This window comes from Pseudomonas sp. BN505, assembly GCF_029873175.1.
Lineage (GTDB): Bacteria > Pseudomonadota > Gammaproteobacteria > Pseudomonadales > Pseudomonadaceae > Aquipseudomonas > Aquipseudomonas putida.
The window spans coordinates 707,594-720,339 of record NZ_SSOI01000067.1 but is presented as its reverse complement, the minus strand read 5'-3'; the positions used below and the strand labels follow the sequence as shown (position 1 = coordinate 720,339).

At 62.0% G+C, this 12,746-nt stretch carries 12 protein-coding genes; 5 read left to right on the top strand and 7 right to left on the bottom strand.

The annotated features are described in order from the left end of the window. Positions 1 to 209 precede the first annotated feature (209 nt). On the top strand, positions 210 to 842 hold the full coding sequence (locus E8E78_RS25690; RefSeq protein WP_016501858.1) for a TetR family transcriptional regulator: 633 nt from the start codon (positions 210 to 212) through the stop codon (positions 840 to 842). A gap of 175 nt (positions 843 to 1,017) precedes the next feature. Then, the gene (locus E8E78_RS25685; protein ID WP_049277897.1) at positions 1,018 to 2,115 is read left to right on the top strand and encodes an AGE family epimerase/isomerase; all 1,098 of its coding nucleotides are present in this window, start codon (positions 1,018 to 1,020) and stop codon (positions 2,113 to 2,115) included. 117 nt (positions 2,116 to 2,232) lie between these two features. Here the strand turns inward: E8E78_RS25685 and E8E78_RS25680 are convergent, their stop codons facing one another. From E8E78_RS25680 to E8E78_RS25655, 6 genes are all read right to left on the bottom strand, one after another. Beyond that, positions 2,233 to 3,000 (bottom strand): SDR family oxidoreductase, encoded by a 768-nt coding sequence (locus E8E78_RS25680; protein WP_016501860.1) that lies wholly within the window; start codon positions 2,998 to 3,000, stop codon positions 2,233 to 2,235. A 593-nt stretch (positions 3,001 to 3,593) separates the two neighbouring features. Further along, positions 3,594 to 4,310 (bottom strand): ABC transporter ATP-binding protein, encoded by a 717-nt coding sequence (locus tag E8E78_RS25675; RefSeq protein ID WP_016501861.1) that lies wholly within the window; start codon positions 4,308 to 4,310, stop codon positions 3,594 to 3,596. Beyond that, positions 4,307 to 5,182 carry an ATP-binding cassette domain-containing protein gene (locus E8E78_RS25670; protein WP_016489420.1) on the bottom strand — a complete coding sequence of 292 codons (876 nt, stop codon included), beginning with the start codon at positions 5,180 to 5,182 and terminating at the stop codon, positions 4,307 to 4,309. Before E8E78_RS25670 ends, E8E78_RS25675 begins: the two co-directional genes overlap by 4 nt. Beyond that, positions 5,179 to 6,480, bottom strand: a complete 1,302-nt coding sequence (gene livM, locus E8E78_RS25665) for a high-affinity branched-chain amino acid ABC transporter permease LivM (protein WP_280314622.1) — start codon at positions 6,478 to 6,480, stop codon at positions 5,179 to 5,181. The genes E8E78_RS25670 and livM overlap by 4 nt, the downstream gene beginning before the upstream one ends. A 2-nt stretch (positions 6,481 to 6,482) precedes the next feature. Beyond that, positions 6,483 to 7,397 carry a branched-chain amino acid ABC transporter permease gene (locus E8E78_RS25660; RefSeq protein WP_016501863.1) on the bottom strand — a complete coding sequence of 305 codons (915 nt, stop codon included), beginning with the start codon at positions 7,395 to 7,397 and terminating at the stop codon, positions 6,483 to 6,485. 154 nt (positions 7,398 to 7,551) lie between these two features. Beyond that, positions 7,552 to 8,688, bottom strand: a complete 1,137-nt coding sequence (locus tag E8E78_RS25655; RefSeq protein WP_061202537.1) for a branched-chain amino acid ABC transporter substrate-binding protein — start codon at positions 8,686 to 8,688, stop codon at positions 7,552 to 7,554. A 470-nt stretch (positions 8,689 to 9,158) separates the two neighbouring features. Between E8E78_RS25655 and pncB the strand changes: the two genes are divergently transcribed. Further along, complete coding sequence (pncB, locus tag E8E78_RS25650) at positions 9,159 to 10,364, top strand: nicotinate phosphoribosyltransferase (protein ID WP_016501865.1); 1,206 nt, start codon at positions 9,159 to 9,161, stop codon at positions 10,362 to 10,364. 3 nt (positions 10,365 to 10,367) lie between these two features. Then, the gene (nadE, locus tag E8E78_RS25645; protein ID WP_016501866.1) at positions 10,368 to 11,195 is read left to right on the top strand and encodes an ammonia-dependent NAD(+) synthetase; all 828 of its coding nucleotides are present in this window, start codon (positions 10,368 to 10,370) and stop codon (positions 11,193 to 11,195) included. A 141-nt stretch (positions 11,196 to 11,336) separates the two neighbouring features. Here nadE and azu read toward each other — a convergent pair whose 3' ends face one another. Continuing rightward, entirely contained in the window at positions 11,337 to 11,786 is a 450-nt protein-coding gene (gene azu, locus E8E78_RS25640; RefSeq protein ID WP_016501867.1) for an azurin, read from the bottom strand. A gap of 349 nt (positions 11,787 to 12,135) precedes the next feature. On the opposite strand from azu, the gene E8E78_RS25635 reads away from it, so the two are divergent. After that, positions 12,136 to 12,723: a TIGR00730 family Rossman fold protein gene (locus tag E8E78_RS25635; RefSeq protein WP_049277893.1), complete on the top strand. Its 588-nt coding sequence runs from the start codon at positions 12,136 to 12,138 to the stop codon at positions 12,721 to 12,723. Positions 12,724 to 12,746: the final 23 nt, after the last annotated feature.

Below are 12,746 nucleotides of genomic sequence, written 5' to 3'. Positions count from 1 at the left end.
GGTGGCTCGGATCGCCTGATCGAACGCAGTGGCCGCGTCGCTGAAGGTGGCTCGGATCGCCTGGTTGAACTCAGCCGTGTGAGCTGATCACCATGGCCGAAAAGAACAACCTGAGTCACACCGCTTGCTCCCCTCCAGGCCCGGTCCATTGACCGGGCTTTGTTTTTTTATCTAGAGTGCCCAGCCTTACCGCCACAGAAGCCCGCACCATGCTGCCGCGCGCCGAACAGAAACTACAGACCCGCCAGGCCCTGCTCGATGCCGCCTGCCTGCTGATGGAGAGTGGCCGTGGTTTCGGCAGTATCAGCCTGCGTGAAGTGGCGAAGACGGCCGGCATCGTGCCTACCGGCTTCTACCGGCATTTTCCCGACATGGACGCCCTCGGCCTGGCCCTGGTGGCCGAAATCGACACCACCTTCCGCCAGACCATCCGCCTGGTGCGCCAGAACGAATTCGAACTGGGCGGTATCACAGACGCTTCGGTGCGCATTTTCCTCGACGTGGTGGCTGCTCACCGCGCGCAGTTCCTGTTCCTGGCCCGCGAGCAGTACGGCGGTTCACAGGCCGTGCGCCAGGCCATTGCCCGCCTGCGCCAGGACATCAGCGACGATCTGGCCACCGACCTGGCGCGCATGAAGCGATGGCAGCACTTGGACAACGCCGCGCTGGCAGTGATGGCCGACCTGGTGGTGAAGACCGTGTTCGCGACCCTGCCCGAGCTTATCGACAGCCCCGAATCGGGTTATCCACAGGCGCTGACGGCGCAGGAAAAGATCACCCAGCAATTACGCTTCATCTTCGTCGGGGCACGGCATTGGCAAGGGCTCGGCAACCCAGGCTGATGGGTTGCCTGTGCCGGCCCCTTCGCGGGCTTGCCCGCTCCCACAGGTAACCCAGATTGCTCGGGCCTGTGGTGATCCTGGGGGAGCGGGCAAGCCCGCGAAGGGGCCGGCACAGGCTACCGAAAACCCCAGTTCTGCTACCATGGCGCCCTGCCCGACAGCGACGAGCGCCGAAATGTCCGACCCCCGCCCCACCCTGCCTGAACTGGCCCGCTTCAACCAGCACTTCGCCGAATGCATCGTGCCGTTGTGGCAAGGCCCGGGCTGGAATGCCGACCTGGCCCTGCCCTACGAGGCGCTGGACGCCAAGCACCAGCCGTTGCCGGCGCAGCGCTACCGGGCCATGGCCTGCGCACGCCAGCTGTACCTGTTCAGCAGCCGTATCGGGCAACCGGGCGCTGCCGAGCGCGCGGCGGCGTTGTTCCGATCGCTGCAAAAGCACTTCCACGATGCCGAGCACGGTGGCTGGTTCTACAGCATCGATGCCCAAGGCAAGCCGCTGGACCGTCGCAAGGACCTGTACACCCACGCGTTCATCGTCTTTGCCTGCGCGCACTACTGGGGCAAGGTGCGCGAAAGCCTGGTGGAATCAACCCTGAACGCTGCGCTGGGCATCATCGACCAGCAATTCGCCCGTGACGACGGCCTGTACGAGGCCAGCCTGGGCGAAGACTGGGCTGACCTGGGCAGCGGCCCGCTGCAGAACCCACAGATGCACTTGGCCGAGGCGTTCCTGCAGGTGCTGGCGGTGCGCGCTGATGAACATACCCAGCAGTCGCTGCTGCAGTTGTGTGAAGCGCTGCAGGCGCACTTCGTCGAACCGGCCCATGGCCTGATGCTGGAAAAGCCACGCGGGGCTGTGGATAACTGGTTCGAGCCGGGGCACCAGTTCGAATGGTTCTACCTGCTGCACACCTCACCGCTGCTGCGTGACACGCCGCTGCATGCGTCCATCGACCGGGCGTTCGGCTTTGCCGAGCAGTTCGGGGTGAAGAATGGGGCAGTGTTGGCAATGCTGGATGTGGATGGCCGGGTGCTGGATGCCACGCAACGCATCTGGGCCCAGGCGGAGTACCTGCGGGCGCTGGTGCTGCGCTCAGGGAGTGAAGATAAGCTGGCCATGCAGTTGCAGGCAATGGAGCAGCGGTTTCTGCATAAAGGCGGCTGGTATGAGTGCCGGGATGATGAAGGCTCGGTCAGCCGGCATGACATGCCTTCGACTACGCCCTATCATTTGGCGACCTGCCTGGAAGGGTTGCAGCGCCTGAGCTGACGCTTTCGCAGCACAAGGCTGCTCCTACAGGGGTAGCGGTGCGTCTGAAACCTGCGCAATGCCTGTAGGAGCAGCCTTGTGCTGCGAATGGGCCGCAAAGCGGCCCCGCTTTGTTGATCAGCCCTTGGCCGAACGGTCGATGGAGAACCCTGCCCAATCCTGGCTCACCGGCATCAGCTCCAGGCTGTTGATGTTGATGTGCGCCGGCTGGTTGAGGATCCAGAAGATGGTCTCGGCAATGTCCTGCGGCTGGATCGGCTCGGCACCCGCGTAAGTGGCGTCGTACTTGGCCTGGTCACCGCCGAAGCGCACCAGCGAGAACTCGCTCTCGCACAGGCCCGGCTCGATGTTGCTCACGCGCACACCAGTGCCGCGCAGGTCGCAGCGCAGGCTCAACGAGAACTGGCCGACGAAGGCCTTGGTGCCGCCGTACACATTGCTGCCCGGATACGGGTAGTTGCCCGCCACAGAACCTACGTTGAGGATCGACGCGCCGCGACCGTGGGCGATCAGGCGTGGCAGCAGCAGGCGGGTGGTGTACATCAGGCCCTTGATGTTGGTGTCGACCATGGTTTCCCAGTCGTCGAGGCTGCAGTTCTGCGCCGCATCCACACCCAGTGCCAGGCCGGCGTTGTTGACCAGGCCGCGAATCTTCTCGAACCCGGCCGGCAAGCTGGCGATGGCCTGCTCCATGGCCTTGCGGTCACGCACGTCGAGCACCAGGCCGTGGACCTCGGTCTTGGCCGACAGCTCTGCGCACAGGGCATCCAGGCGCTCCTTGCGGCGGCCAGTGAGCACCAGCTTCCAGCCAGCTTCGGCAAAGCGGCGGGCGGTGGCCTCGCCGAAACCGGAAGTGGCGCCAGTGATGAATACGGTGGACGTCATGCTCTGTTCCTCACGGTAGGTTGTCATCGGCAGCTTTGCAGCATGCCCGCGCCGCGCGCTGGCAGCAAGCCGTTCAGGGCGCTGTACATTTTTTGTACATGTCCGGCAAACCCTTGCGGCAGAAGGCTCGGCGCCAGCTATGCGCATGTTATCCACAAGGCTTTCCCCACGGTTTGGGGGCAACTCGTCCACAGGGCGGAACCCTTTCAGCGTTGGGTGGTCGGTGGATATCTTTTCGTCGAGGATGCAAAGCTTTCAAGCATGCAGCCTGCAGCAGTCTGTCCAAGGTTTCCCCACAGAGTTATCCACAGCTTTGACATTGATTTCCAGGTGCTTTCGGGTCTGTGAAAAACCCTGAAAAGTCACCCACAGGAACGATGTGATCAAAAAATGATCGCATCGCTGCAGGGCTTGTTATCAAAGGGCTGGAGCGAGATGCCACCATGTTTTCCACAGGCGGTTCCACATTATCCGTGGACAAGATCACGCCTGTGGAAACAAGGGCTTGCGAGGGAGTATTGGCGTGTCTCGAGAATAAGGCGCGGCAAGTTTTCCACATGGGAATGGGGCTGCAAAGCAGCCCCGGATGTAACTCAGTGCCCTCCGAGATAGGCGTTGCGCACTTCCTCGTTGACCAGCAACTCCTGCCCGGTGCCGGTCATGCGAATCTCCCCGTTGACCATTACATAAGCCCGGTCGGACAGCTTCAAGGCATGGTTGGCGTTCTGCTCCACCAGAAAAATGGTCATCCCGGTCTTGGCCAGCTCACGCAGGGTCGCAAAGATCTGCTTGACCACGATCGGTGCAAGCCCCAGCGAGGGCTCATCCAGCAACAGCAACTTCGGCCGGCTCATCAGCGCCCGGGCAATCGCCAGCATCTGCTGCTCGCCACCGGACATGGTCATGGCCCGCTGGGTACGCCGCTCCTTCAGCCGCGGGAACAGTTCGTACATGCGCTGCATGTCTTCAGCGGCATGCTTGTCGCCGATGGGGATGGTGCCCATCATCAGGTTTTCCTCGACGGTCATGTCGGGGAATACCCGGCGCCCTTCCGGCGACTGGGCAATACCATTGGAAGCGATGTAGTGCGACGACTTGCGGGTAATGTCGGTGCCGCGATAGACGATATGCCCGGATGCCGCCCGCGGCTGGCCGAAGATCGACATCAGCAGGGTGGACTTGCCGGCACCGTTGGCACCGATCAGGCTGACCGTCTCGCCTTCGTTGATGTGCATCGATACCTTTTTCAGCGCCTGGATCGGCCCGTAGAACACGTCCAGGTCCTTCAGTTCGAGAATGGGTGCACTCATACCAGTTCCTCTTCATCTGCACCCAGGTAGGCGGCGATCACCGTCGGGTTGTGGCGGATTTCCTGCGGCGCGCCTTCGGCAATCACGTTGCCGTGGTCCAGCACCACGATATGGTCGGAAATGCTCATGACCATGCCCATGTCGTGCTCGATCAGCACCACGGTGATGTCATGCTCGTCACGCAGCACACGAATCATGCGGCTTAGGGCTTCGGTTTCCTGCGGGTTAAGGCCCGCCGCCGGTTCGTCCAGGCAGATGATCTTCGGCCGCGTGCACATGGCCCGGGCAATTTCCAGCCGGCGCTGCTGGCCGTACGACAGCTCGCCGGCCAGGCGGTTGGCGCAGTCGACCAGGTCGACCACTTCCAGCCAGTAGAATGCGTGGTCCAGCGCGTCGCTTTCGGCCTTGCGGTAGGCCTTGGTGTTGAGCACCCCGGCCAGCAGGTTGCGGTTGACCCACATGTGCTGGGCCACCAGCAGGTTTTCCACTACCGACATTTCCTTGAACAGGCGGATGTTCTGGAAGGTGCGCGCCAGGCCTGCGCGGTTGACCAGGTGTGTGCCGCCGAACATCTTGTAGTACAGGCGGTTGGCAAAGCGCGCCGGCGACACGAAGTCCGCCGCCTGGAAGCGCTCGCCAAGCAACTGGATGACGTTGGTGTGGCTGCCGCGCACGTTCAGCTCGATGCGCCCGCCACTGGCCTTGTAGAAGCCGGTCAGGCAGTTGAACACCGTGGTCTTGCCGGCGCCGTTGGGGCCGATCAGGGCGAAGATCTGGTTGCGCCGGACCTTCAGGCTGACATCACTCAGCGCCTTGATGCCACCGAACTGCATCATCAGGTTGTCGACAGAGAGAATGATATCGTCGCTCATGGCGCCACTCCTTTACGCGGGGTCACACCGGTACGGCTGATGCGGATCAGCCCACGCGGTCGCCAGATCATCATCAGCACCATCAGCACGCCGAACAGCAGCACCCGGTATTCGGAGAAGCTGCGCAGCAGTTCGGGTGCCACGGTCAGCACGAACGCTGCAATCACCACGCCCACGGTCGAGCCCATGCCACCCAGCACGACAATGGCGAGGATCAGCGCCGACTCGAAGAAGGTGAACGACGACGGGTTGACGAAGCCCTGGTAGGTGGCGAAAAACACCCCGGCCAGGCCGGCCGTGGAGGCACCCAGGGTAAACGCCGAAAGCTTGACCAGCACGTGGTTCAGGCCCATCGAGCGGCAGGCGATCTCGTCTTCGCGCAGCGCTTCCCACGCGCGGCCTACCGGCATGCGGGTCAGGCGGTGCTTGATGTACAGCACAGCCAGCACCACCAGGAACAGCACCGCGTAGATGAACACGAACTTGAGGTTGGCGTTGTAATCGAAGCCGAAGAACTCGTGGATCGGCACCCCGCCATCTTTGGCCCGGCGGCCGAATTCCAGGCCAAAGAAGGTTGGCGAAGGCGCCGGCATGCCGTTGGGGCCTCCGGTGAACGACAGCCAGTTGTTCAGCACCAGGCGGATGATCTCGCCAAAGCCCAGGGTCACGATAGCCAGGTAGTCACCGTGCATTCGTAGCACCGGGAAGCCCAGTATGCACCCCGCCAACGCGGCGGCGATGGCCGCCAGGGGCAGCACGCTCCAGAAACCCAGGCCGAGGTACTGGTAACCCAGTGCCAGGCCGTAGGCGCCAATGGCGTAGAACGCCACGTAGCCCAGGTCGAGCAGGCCGGCCAGGCCGACCACGATGTTAAGGCCAAGCCCCAGCAACACGTAGATCAGCCCGAGGATGACGACGGTCAGCAGGTACTTGTTGGCGAAGATCGGGAAGACGATGGCAATCACCACCAGCGCCGGGATGATGTAGCGCAGCCGCGACTTGTAGTCCGGCGCGTTCACATGCACGCCAGAGCCACCGTTATCGAAGCCCTGGAGCATGCGCACGCCAGCGGCGGTCTGCAGGTACAGGCTGAGCAGGAAGCGCCCCACCATCACCCCGCCGACCAGCCAGGCTACGCGGCGCGGCTCGGCATTGAAGGTGTAGCCGTCGAGCACCACGCCGACGACCGGGCCAAACACAATGAGTGCCAGCAGGCCGGCGACGAGGGTCTCCAGCAGGCTGCGTTTAAAGTCGAAACCCTTGGTTTCGGAAGCAGAGGCAGTTTTGGCAACGGACATGTTCACACCTTAGCCACGAGCGGGCGACCCAGCAGGCCTTGTGGGCGGAAGATAAGGATCATCACCAGCAGCGAGAAGCTGAACACGTCCTTGTAGTCGGAGTTGATCAGGCCAGAGAACAGCGACTCGGAAATCCCCAGGATGATGCCGCCAAGCATGGCGCCAGGCAGCGAGCCGATACCACCGAGCACTGCGGCGGTGAACGCCTTGATGCCGATGATGAAGCCGGCATAGAAGTCGAAGGTGCCGTAGTTCATGGTGATCAGCACACCGGCCAGGGCGGCCATTACCGCACCGATGACAAACACGTACGAAATCACCCGGTCGGTGTTGATGCCCAGGATCGAGGCCATCTTGCGGTCTTGCTGTGTGGCACGGCACATGCGGCCGAGCTTGGTGTACTTGATCACGTAGGTGAGCAGGCCCATGCCCACGAAGGCGGCGATCAGGATGAAGATCTTGGTGTAGGTCAGTTGCACGAAGCCGGTGCCGACTTCGACACGCCAGGCCCCTTCAAGCAGGGTCGGCACGCCTTGCTGGCGGGCGCCCTGGCTGATCTGTGCGTAGTTCTGCAGGATCAGCGAGATGCCGATGGCACTGATCAGCGGCGCCAGGCGGGTGGAGTTACGCAGGGGTTTGTAGGCGATGCGTTCGATGGTGAACCCATAGACGCCCGTGACGACGACGGTGAACAACAGCGTGCCCAACATCAGGAGCGGGAACGACTCGACGCCGAAATAGGCCAGCAATGCCAGGCTGATTGCCGCGAGGTACGCGGAAATCATATACACCTCGCCGTGCGCGAAGTTGATCATGCCGATGATGCCATAGACCATTGTGTAGCCGATGGCGATCAGGCCATAGACCGACCCGAGGGTCAGGCCGTTGACCAGTTGCTGCAGGAAAATACCATCCATAACGCAATCTCACCTGATTGAGATTGCACGAGCGCCGACCACGGCAGGCCACGGATGAAGCGGCCCCCGCAGTGCAGAACCGTGCAGATCTCCGAATAAAGACAGGTACCGCAGGGGCTTGGGCCCGGGCATCAGCCCGGGCCGTGGGCCGTTATTATTTTTGTTTTTCCAGCTGGTGGTATTTACCGTCTTTGTCCCACTGGTAGACCACGTAGTCGGACACGGTCAGGTCACCCTTGCTGTCCCACTTCTTCTCGCCCATGACGGTCTTGACCGGGTTGGCCTTCAGCCACTTGGCCGCGTCTTCGCCCTTGTTCGACTTGGCGCCGTTGAACGCAGCGGCCAAGGCTTCCAGCGAGGCGTAGGCATACAGGGTGTAGCCTTCAGGTTCGGTACCGGCCTTGCGGAACTCCTCCACCACCGCCTTGCTGTCTGGCAGCAGGCGCGGGTCGGCGCCGAAGGTCATGTACACGCCATCGACGTATTGCGCGCCGCCGGCAGTGGACACCAGTTCGTCGGTGACGATGCCGTCATCGGACATGAATTTGACGTCCTTCAGGCCCTGCTCGCGCAGCTGGCGCACCAGCGGCCCGGCCTCTGGGTGCAGGCCGCCGAAGTAGACAACGTCGGCACCGGTGGAGCGGATCTTGGTAACCACGGCGCTGAAGTCTTTTTCGCCGCGGGTCAGGCCTTCGTACAGCACAGGCTCCACGCCGCGTTTCTCCAGCTGTGCCTTGGTCGCATCAGCCAAGCCCTGGCCGTAGGTGTCCTTGTCGTGCAGCACCGCGACTTTCTTGCCCTTGAGCACGTCGACGATGTAGTCGCCAGCAACGATACCCTGCTGGTCGTCACGGCCGCACATGCGGAACATGGCGCTCAGGCCGCGCTCCGTGACCGCTGGGTTGGTGGAGCCCGGGGTAATGGCGATGATGCCCGCTTCGTCATACACCTCGGACGCCGGAATGGTGTTGGAAGAACAGAAGTGGCCCACTACGCCGATCACCTTGTCCTGATCGGCCAGGCGGTTGGCCACGGCCACGGCCTGCTTCGGTTCGCAGGCGTCATCGCCTTTGACCAGGACGATTTTCTCGCCGTTCACGCCACCGGCGGCGTTGATCTTGTCGGCCGCTGCCTGCGCACCTTTCATGTACTGCTCGCCAAACGCCGCGTTAGCCCCGGTCATCGGGCCCGCTACACCGATCTTGACGTCGGCCTGAACATACGAAGAAACACCTAGGGCCGTAGCTACGGCCAGAGCCAGGAAACCTTTCTTGTAAAACGTCTGCGACATGAGGTGGTGCTCCTAGAGTTTTTTTTTGGTTGGCACTACAACTTCTCAACCCTGTGCTCAGAGCAAGGGCCGTGCCATAGGTTTTGTCTTCCGGGAAAACACACTTCGCAGGTGCGCTGCAGGCGACCGACGGCCTTTTCTTTATTGAGCGTGCAACCGTCTGCTGCGCGGCAGGCGCCACCACACGTACAGACAAGGAGCAACCGCCATGTGCCATCATTGCAACCCTGGCAAGTGTTTACGTGCAACCGCCCTGTAACAGCGGACGTCACCGAAGTGCACACCGCTGGTGCGCGACTGCTACAGGCGGCACCGTTTGAAGGCTAGCCGGTGCACGGAAAAACACCTCTGTTTTGGCAGATACGCAGCCCTGTGGGAGCGGGTTCACCCGCGAAGAGGCCAGCCCAGACACAACAACGCCCAAAAGGCTGGCACAATGTCGGCCATTCGCCGCTTCCGGAGCCCCCTTGATGAGCGAGAGCGCATTCGCCGAGCGCATCGTGCACAACCTGCTCGACACTGACTTCTACAAACTCACGATGATGCAGGGCGTGTTGCACAACTACCCGGACGCCGACGTCGAATGGGAATTCCGCTGCCGTAACGGCGAGGACCTGCGCCCCTACCTGGGCGAGATCCGCCACCAGCTCGAACTGCTCAGCGACCTCACCCTGGATGATGGCCAGCTGGCCTTCCTCGAACGCATCAGCTTCCTCAAGCCCGACTTCCTGCGCTTTCTGCGCCTGTTCCGCTTCAACCTTCGCTACGTGCGTATCGGCATTGAAAACGACCAGCTGTTCCTGCGCCTGAAAGGCCCGTGGCTGCATGTGATCCTGTTCGAAGTGCCACTGCTGGCCATCATCAGCGAAGTGCGCAACCGCCATCTGCACCCGCACATGCGCCTGGCCGAGGCTCGCGACCAGCTGTACCGCAAGTTCGACTGGCTGCGCGCGCATGCCAGCGATGACGAACTGGCCAACCTGCAGGTAGCCGACTTCGGCACCCGCCGGCGCTTTTCCAGCCGTGTGCAGGAAGACGTGGTGCGGGTGCTGCGCGACGACTTCCCGGCCCGCTTCGTCGGCACCAGCAACGTCGACCTGGCATGGAAACTGGATATCAAGCCGCTGGGCACCATGGCCCATGAGTGGATCATGGCCCACCAGCAACTCGGCCCGCGCCTGATCGACAGCCAGATCGCCGCGCTGGACTGCTGGGTACGCGAGTACCGCGGCCTGCTCGGCATCGCCCTGACCGACTGCATCACCATGGATGCCTTCCTCGGCGATTTCGACCTGTACTTCGCCAAGCTGTTCGACGGCCTGCGCCACGACTCGGGCGAGCCGGTGGCCTGGGCGGAGAAGGCCATTGCCCATTACCAGAAACTGGGTATCGACCCGATGACCAAGACCCTGGTGTTTTCCGACGGCCTCAACCTGACCCGCTCACTGGAGATCTTCCGTGCCCTGCGCGGTCGCATCAACGTCAGCTTTGGCATCGGCACCAACCTGACCTGCGACATACCGGGTGTGGCGCCGATGAACATCGTGCTTAAAATGACCGACTGCAACGGCGCGCCAGTGGCCAAGATCTCGGATGAGGCCGCCAAGACCCAATGCCGAGACGAGAACTTCGTCGCCTACATGCGCCACGTATTCAAAGTCCCCAGCAAGGAGTAACCCATGCAAGCGGTTCAGCAAGAGATTGCCCAGGCGCTGAAGGTACAGCCGCCGTTCGCCGACGCTGCAGCGCTCGAGGCCGAAGTCGCCCGGCGTGTGGCGTTCATCAAGGATTGCCTGGCCAACGCCCGGCTCAAGACCCTGGTGCTGGGCATCAGCGGCGGTGTCGACTCGCTGACTGCCGCCTTGCTCGCCCAGCGCGCCGTGAATGAACTGCGGGCCGAAACCGGCGACAAGGCATACACCTTCATTGCCGTGCGCCTGCCCTACCAGGTGCAACATGACGAGCATGACGCCCAGGCCTGTCTGGACGTGATCAAGGCCGATGAAGTGCACACGGTGGATATCGCCCCGGCGGTGCGGGCATTGGCCGCTGAAGTGGTGGAATTGAAGAACGGCTCGCCGACGCTGGTGGACTTTGTGGTGGGCAACGTCAAGGCACGTACCCGCATGGTTGCCCAGTACACCATCGCCGGGGCCCGCGCGGGCCTGGTGATCGGTACCGACCACGCCGCCGAGGCGGTAATGGGCTTCTTTACCAAGTTTGGTGATGGTGCCTGCGACCTGGCGCCCCTGAGCGGGCTGGTGAAGAACCAGGTACGGGCGATTGCGCGCAGCTTTGGCGCACCGGAGTCACTGGTGGAGAAGGTGCCGACTGCCGACCTTGAGGACCTGGAGCCGGGCAAACCGGACGAAGCATCGCATGGCGTGACCTACCAGCAGATCGATGCCTTCCTGCATGGGTTGCCGGTTGATCAGGCGGCGTTCGATATCATCGTTGCTACCTACCGCAAGACCCAGCACAAGCGCGAATTGCCGTTCGCCCCGTGAGACCTCTGGGGCCGCTTGGCGGCCCTTTCGCGACACAAGGCCGCTCCTACAGGACTGCGCAGTATTCGGAATTGCGCAGTCCTGTAGGAGCGGCCTTGTGTCGCGAAAGGAGGGCAAAGCCCTCCCCGGCTTCAAACTGTCTTACTTGACGACGACCTTGCCTTTCATCATCGAGATGTGGCCCGGGAAGGTGCAGAAGAAGCTGTAGTCACCACCGGCTTCCAGCTTGGAAGTGTCGAACTTCACTTCGGTCTCTTTTTCCGGTGCACCGATCATCGCGGTGTGGGCGATGATGTTGGCGTTATCTTCCTTCAGGTAGCCCTTGTCGATGCCCTGGGTCATGCCTTCAGTGGCAATGCCCTGCATGTCGGCAGTCTTGCTGATCACCAGGTTGTGGCCCATGACGTTCTTCGGCAGGTTGCCGGAGTGGGTCAGTTTGACGGTGAACTCCTTGCAGCTCTTGTCGACGGTGAATTCTTTGGTGGTGTAGGACATCTGGTCCGTCGATTCAACAGTCACCGAGCATTCGGCTGCAAAGACAGAGGCGCTGGCGAGGGTCAGCAGGGATACCGCTACAGCTTTCGCAAACATCATGAATCTCCTTGGCAGGGTTTTATCAATTGCGAGACTGCCTGAAACCGTTCAGCCCCTTGCTGATATGGGTCAAGGGGGTGTCAACAGGCCAGCCAGTAGAATTGTTCAATGGATTGTATACAACCAATCTAAGAGCACATCATGCCCTTTTAATAGACGATGGGACAACCTCTCATTTAGGAGCAATACCAAATGCCCACCTCTGCATTTATCAACAGCCTGCTCGCCGCCTATGCCCATGGGGCAACGGGCGCCATCTGCGAATTCTCCCGCCCGGAATGAACGTGGCCTTGGAAGCGACGGGCATGCGCCGTACCCTGTCCACCTGAGTGACAGGAGATGAGCAATGCCCGTACGTTCCGTTTGTGTGTTCTGCGGCGCCAGCATCGGCGCCACCCCTGCCTACCGTGAAGCAGCCATCGCACTTGGCCGGGCCATTGCGCGCCGCGGCCTGACCCTGGTCTATGGCGGCGGCGCTGTCGGCCTGATGGGCACTGTTGCCGACGCGGCCATGGCGGCCGGTGGCGAAGTGATCGGGATCATTCCCGAAAGCCTGATGAACGCCGAAATCGGCCACAAGGGCCTCAGCCGCCTGGAAGTGGTCGACGGCATGCATGCCCGCAAGGCACGCATGGCCGAGCTTAGCGATGCCTTCATCGCCCTGCCGGGTGGACTGGGTACGCTGGAAGAATTGTTCGAGGTATGGACCTGGGGGCAACTGGGCTATCACGCCAAGCCGCTGGGGCTGCTGGATGTGAGCGGCTTCTACGAGAAACTGGGCGGGTTCCTCGACCATATCGTCGAAGAAGGCTTTGTGCGGCCGCAACATCGGGCGATGTTGCTGCTGGGGCAGCAGCCGGACGCGCTGCTGGACGGGATGGACAGCTTTGTGGCGCCGGTGGTGCCGAAGTGGGTCGACAAGCAGCCTGACTAAATCCGAGATTTTTGGGACCGCTT

Excerpts from the sequence above, each read along its gene's own strand:
- E8E78_RS25690 (WP_016501858.1), top strand. The coding sequence starts at position 210 with ATGCTGCCGCGCGCCGAACAGAAACTACAGACCCGCCAGGCCCTGCTC.
- E8E78_RS25685 (WP_049277897.1), top strand. The coding sequence starts at position 1,018 with ATGTCCGACCCCCGCCCCACCCTGCCTGAACTGGCCCGCTTCAACCAG.
- nadE (WP_016501866.1), top strand. The coding sequence starts at position 10,368 with ATGCAAGCGGTTCAGCAAGAGATTGCCCAGGCGCTGAAGGTACAGCCG.
- livM (WP_280314622.1), bottom strand. The coding sequence starts at position 6,480 with ATGTCCGTTGCCAAAACTGCCTCTGCTTCCGAAACCAAGGGTTTCGAC.
- E8E78_RS25655 (WP_061202537.1), bottom strand. The coding sequence starts at position 8,688 with ATGTCGCAGACGTTTTACAAGAAAGGTTTCCTGGCTCTGGCCGTAGCT.
- E8E78_RS25660 (WP_016501863.1), bottom strand. The coding sequence starts at position 7,397 with ATGGATGGTATTTTCCTGCAGCAACTGGTCAACGGCCTGACCCTCGGG.
- E8E78_RS25680 (WP_016501860.1), bottom strand. The coding sequence starts at position 3,000 with ATGACGTCCACCGTATTCATCACTGGCGCCACTTCCGGTTTCGGCGAG.
- E8E78_RS25635 (WP_049277893.1), top strand. The coding sequence starts at position 12,136 with ATGCCCGTACGTTCCGTTTGTGTGTTCTGCGGCGCCAGCATCGGCGCC.
- E8E78_RS25670 (WP_016489420.1), bottom strand. The coding sequence starts at position 5,182 with ATGAGCGACGATATCATTCTCTCTGTCGACAACCTGATGATGCAGTTC.
- azu (WP_016501867.1), bottom strand. The coding sequence starts at position 11,786 with ATGTTTGCGAAAGCTGTAGCGGTATCCCTGCTGACCCTCGCCAGCGCC.
- pncB (WP_016501865.1), top strand. The coding sequence starts at position 9,159 with ATGAGCGAGAGCGCATTCGCCGAGCGCATCGTGCACAACCTGCTCGAC.
- E8E78_RS25675 (WP_016501861.1), bottom strand. The coding sequence starts at position 4,310 with ATGAGTGCACCCATTCTCGAACTGAAGGACCTGGACGTGTTCTACGGG.